Here is a 4940-nt window from a genome sequence, read left to right as displayed (position 1 = left end):
ATTTATTAGTATATGATAATGGGAAGTTAATTAGTAAAGAATATTATTGGGAATTCTCAGATTTTACTACTCTACTAGAGAAAAAATTAAAAAAAATTGCTATTTTTAGTGCTGATTCCCGAAAAATAATAACTACCATAGATGGAAAATCCAACTCTGAAATTTTTTATCGATATAAAAAAATGCAAATTTTTACAGGTTTGAATTTGGATAAATTTTTGAAGGGACTTGAAGAAGGCTCAATAATTGTAGAGCCTCGAATGGGGTATTATAATAGTGGTACTAAAAAGGGACAAGTTCATGATTATGGGACAGCTTTTAGAATACATTTTACGGATCTTTTAAAGTATGGGGAGTGCAAGGACTATGAATGATATTCTTTTAAAGAGCTTTAATTTTCATGAAATTATTGATATGTTAGTTGATTTTGAGAGGAATAACCAAAGTTGTNCTTTAAAAGAGTTATCAGCTATTCTAAATTTAGATGAAGGTCATGTTCGAAAGATGAATGCCCCTTCAGTAAATAGACATTATACTTTTGAACAATTGTACATACTGTCTAGAGTTTGGAATGTTGATTTTAATGTTTTTTTACCTTCTTTAGAAACTTTGAGTCAATTGACTGCATTTCAACAATATTCAGAGGTGGAAATTAAAGAATTTATTGATAATTTGATTTTAAATATGAAAGGGAATAACTACAATGTATGATTTTGACACTACACAACATCTTTTAGAGGTTTTTTCGGAAATTAAGGAAGCAGGTTGGCATGAGAGCCGTAGAAAAGGGAATACTGGGATAGGTAAAACTTTTGAAGATTTATTAGAAAAAGAAGAGGACAATTTAGATGAGCCGGATTTCTATGATATTGAAATAAAAACTCATGATGAAAATGCAGCTTCTTTGGTAACTCTTTTTACTAAAAGTCCAACCAATCCAAGAGGTGCAAATACTTATTTGCGTGAAAACTTTGGGATGTTAAATGAGTTTGGGCTCAGGACACTGCATCAAACAGTTTCGGCTACACAAAGAACAAATAGTCGGGTTTATGATTTTGACTTTATGATACAAGTAGATAGATTAAATCAAAGGGTATATATATGTGTTTATAATAAGTTAGGTGAATTAATTGATAATCACATTTTTTGGAGTTTTGAAGACATCCAAAGACAGTTAGAAAGAAAATTAAAAAAAATAGCACTTGTTTCTGGAAACAGAAAAGAAGAAAATGACAAAGTTTATTATAAGTACAACCGTATCCATCTAATTACAGGTTTTAATATTGATAATCTGATCCTTGCTATTGAAAATGGAGATATGAAAATAGATATTCGTATTGGAGTCTACAAAACGGGTAGAAACTATGGCAAAACTCATGACCATGGAACTGGATTTCGGATTTTAGATTCAGACTTAATTAAATATGCTAACGTAATTGAAATATAAAAGAGGATTTAAAATCCTCTTTTATTTTTTATGTAGTACCACGATATATTCATAAGTCATAGTTGAAGTTTTTTGTCCTCGATTATTAGAAGGAGATGTCTTGCTGGGCATACGTTTGTTAATAATATCTCTAACAATTGTTTTCTCATGTGTAAAACCCAGTCTTTCAAACATTTTTGCAGTGATTATATCAGTTGGGAGTTCAACATTTCTTACTCGTCTATTTCCAACTACATAAATAACAGTTCCATTTGGTTTAACTACTTCTGAAACTTTTTTTATTGATTCTTCATAATCCTTGTAAAAAGAAATTACAGATGGAGCACGTTTGGTTTTTTCTTCAGCTTCGATTTCTTTAATTTTAGTAACTGCGTTGTCTAATTCTGGAATATCGAATTTTATCTCATCCTTTATCCTGGTACCACCCATTAATTTACTATCCAATTTAATTGGGTCGGGGAAGTCTAACCATTCATTAGCAAGTCTAGAAAATTGACCGTATGCTACAGTCGTCCCGCTATCTCCATAAGGTGGCGAAGTAACCACTAAATCAATTGAATTTGGTTCAATGTTGGAATTTATCAATGCATCATTCGTAATTTGTATTTCTGTATTTGATTCTAAGAAATTTGTATTTTCATAAAAATCTTTTATAGTTTCATAAGTAAGAATTAATTTTTGAAAGAAAATATTTATTGTATCCGGATTATGAGAGCCTCGTTTAGACTCTGCTATTTTATAGAGCTTAAATTCTCCATTACGGGTGAGAGATACAAAGCGTACTGTTTTCGAAAAGACAAGCATGAAGAATAATCTTGTTTGATCGTTATCTATACTATTTATAATTGTTTTCAATTTCGATAGATCTTCTATTGTATCTTCTTTGAACCATGATTCTAGAATACTAAATGTTGGACGATTGTAATCAACCAATTTTGATAAATTGTAGTCTAAATTATCTATTTCTTTTTTTATTTCGTCAAGATCAAATTTAGTTGTTTTTACTGTTGCAATCAGAACAGCCAAAGGATTTAAATCAAACCCAATAACCTTTTTTACGTTTTCAACCATACCTTCAAGAAGTGTTGTACCGGATCCCATATACGGGTCAAGGATAACCGAGTTTTTAGAAGCATATTGGTGAATAAAGTTTCTTGCAATTCTTGGCATCATCATAGCAGGATATGAGTGTATGGTGTGGATATATTCACTCATACTGAATTCTTTAAAATTCCATTCCTCAATATATTCTCTTTTATTATTTTGTAAGTTAGGCATTGATTCCTCCGTCTCTTAAATATTATATCAAAAAATATTGTAAATAGTTCAAATTGAAGTATTAATAAAATATGGTGATTATTGAAATTTGCAAAAGTAATGATTTGGAATCAAGTAGGTGAGCTTGTATTTATAGTAGGATAGATTGTAACTATTTCAAAACACTTCCTCCCTATCCAAATTCGGATAGGGTTTTTCATAGTTAAAAACTCTCTTTAGTATCTCGACACTTTCCTCCAGATGGAGGAGTTCGATTTTTCTTCTAAGAACATCAGTATTTTTCTCTATATTCTCGCAATGTCGTTTGATGTGCCATAAGGATTTTTGAATGTTATCTTCTTTTAAATTTTTCATACTCCTATCTTATCAGATGAATTTTCAAAAACAATGTTGATTCCCTCAAATGATCAAAATATAGCCTGAAAAGCACTAAAAAATAAATAAAGTTCAAACTTTAATCTTATTTCTAGAGAGATAACAAAAAACGCTTCAATCAAAGCGTTTTTATTGTATAAAGAACAACGAATAGTTTGAGAGTTTTACTTGTTGCCGTATTTCTTCACTGCTTCTTTATATGCTTCACTATCCTTTTTGTAATAGTCCTGCTTCGTTCCTGAAATATCTACAGTGAATACGCCATTCTTGAAGGTATAATTCTCTTTTCGGTTTATGATATTAGAACCAGTCAGTTCGATTGTTGAACTATCTTTATCAATTGTAAAGGCATCAGCCTCCCCTTTATTGATATTTCCTTTGTTACCTGAAATGGTAAAGGCAACTTCATTTCTACTCTCGTTTATCCAGTAGTATTCTCCATCTAAAGAATTGCTTGATTGGTTAGATCAGGCAATTAATAGAATTGTAGATAGAGAAACTAAAAGTAATGTGATAAATCTTTTCATTTGATTACCTCCATTTCTATTATATCAAATGAATATTACAGGTGTAAGACAAGTAATGCTGACATTTGTTTTATTTCTTTCGGGAAAATTATAAATTTTTCGGAAAGAATTTATTAGGAACTGATATACTATGCTATACTATACATAGCAGTTTATTTTTTTTGAAAATTTAGGTTATGGTTTTTAATGAGTAAAAAATTTCTCTTTATTTTATAGTTTACGAGGTGAATAAATTAAGAAAAAAATATTTGAAGGGATGGGTAGGGTACCCTATTTTGACACAATAGGGAAAAATGATCCGACTCTAATATCGTTTGAAAAACTGAGAAATTTGTTTGACAAGGAGTAACATATGCAACAATTTACAAAGATAATTATTGAAAAAGAGTACCTACCTTATAGGACAATAGAACTAAATTGGTTGAAGAAAGAAAGTAATCCGGATACTGAAATACTCAGAAGTATGATTATATTTGGAAGAAATGGGACAGGGAAAAGTACTATATCTAAATCTATCTCTAGTTTAAGAGATATAAGTGATGATATTACTCTATTTAATGAAAAAAATAAAGTGAGTACTGCGATAAATATTACTGATAGCGATAAAGAGACTATATTTGTATACAATGAAGAGTTTCAAAGAGAAAAAGTAACTTTTACAGAAAATGAAAAATTTGAGGCAATTGTCCTTATTGATGATCAAAAAGATCTAATGTCGAAGATAGCATCAAATAAAAGTGAAGTAAAAAAATTAGAGTCTAAATTGATTCAATATAATTGTGCTCTTTCAAATGCTGAAAATGCTATAAAAGAAACTATTGTAGAATCGGAAAAACCGAGATGGAAGAGTATTTATAATAAATTAAACAATAAAAATCATTACTTCAATGATAGTTTAGTAAATAGAATTTCTAGTTCTGTTTCTTCAAAATCAGTGGAAGAATTAGGAGATGATCTGAGGAATCTGATAAAAGAGATAGAATCTGCTAGGAATGAAAAAGAGATTAGCAGATACTCTATGGTAGAAATTCCCGTTAATGAAATAAAAGAAAAATTAGAAATCATTTCTGAACCGGTTAATATGATAGAGCTAACAGAGAGAGAAAATCAGATTATTGAAATATTAGGAAATAATGTTGATAGTAGTATTGAAAAAACAGAAAATTTATTAAAGGGAAATTCAAATAATTGTCCAACATGTTTTCAAGAAATCAACGAGGATTATAAACGAGATACTCTAGTTCAATTAAAATCAGTTTTGAAGAAACAATTACTAAATGATGAGATATCTAAACATATTGAGTGTATAGATC

At 29.5% G+C, this 4940-nt stretch carries 4 protein-coding genes and 1 pseudogene; 3 read left to right on the top strand and 2 right to left on the bottom strand.

All coding sequences use genetic code 11. The features are described from left to right. Positions 1-374: MvaI/BcnI family restriction endonuclease (locus tag D8852_RS09830; RefSeq protein ID WP_221762953.1), on the top strand; the 374-nt coding region annotated here is incomplete at its 5' end. 329 nt (positions 375-703) lie between these two features. Continuing rightward, positions 704-1447 (top strand): MvaI/BcnI family restriction endonuclease, encoded by a 744-nt coding sequence (locus tag D8852_RS09820; protein ID WP_125833946.1) that lies wholly within the window; start codon positions 704-706, stop codon positions 1445-1447. Positions 1448-1468: 21 nt separating this feature from the next. Here the strand turns inward: D8852_RS09820 and D8852_RS09815 are convergent, their stop codons facing one another. Together D8852_RS09815 and D8852_RS10225 are read right to left on the bottom strand one after the other, a co-directional pair. Then, a complete protein-coding gene (locus D8852_RS09815; protein WP_125426269.1) occupies positions 1469-2725 on the bottom strand; it encodes a DNA methyltransferase in 1257 nt (418 codons plus the stop codon). Positions 2726-3264: 539 nt separating this feature from the next. Continuing rightward, a pseudogene (locus tag D8852_RS10225) lies at positions 3265-3627 on the bottom strand (hypothetical protein). A 352-nt stretch (positions 3628-3979) separates the two neighbouring features. On the opposite strand from D8852_RS10225, the gene D8852_RS09800 reads away from it, so the two are divergent. Then, positions 3980-4940, top strand: a 961-nt coding sequence (locus D8852_RS09800; protein WP_142999067.1) for an AAA family ATPase, incomplete at its 3' end; no start/stop codon positions are given.

This window comes from Streptococcus mitis (assembly GCF_003942695.1).
In the GTDB taxonomy this organism is placed as follows: domain Bacteria; phylum Bacillota; class Bacilli; order Lactobacillales; family Streptococcaceae; genus Streptococcus; species Streptococcus mitis_BD.
This window is presented reverse-complemented; position numbering and strand designations above follow the sequence as displayed.

Coding starts and splice junctions, on each gene's coding strand:
- D8852_RS09820 (WP_125833946.1), top strand. CDS start 704: ATGTATGATTTTGACACTACACAACATCTTTTAGAGGTTTTTTCGGAA.
- D8852_RS09815 (WP_125426269.1), bottom strand. CDS start 2,725: ATGCCTAACTTACAAAATAATAAAAGAGAATATATTGAGGAATGGAAT.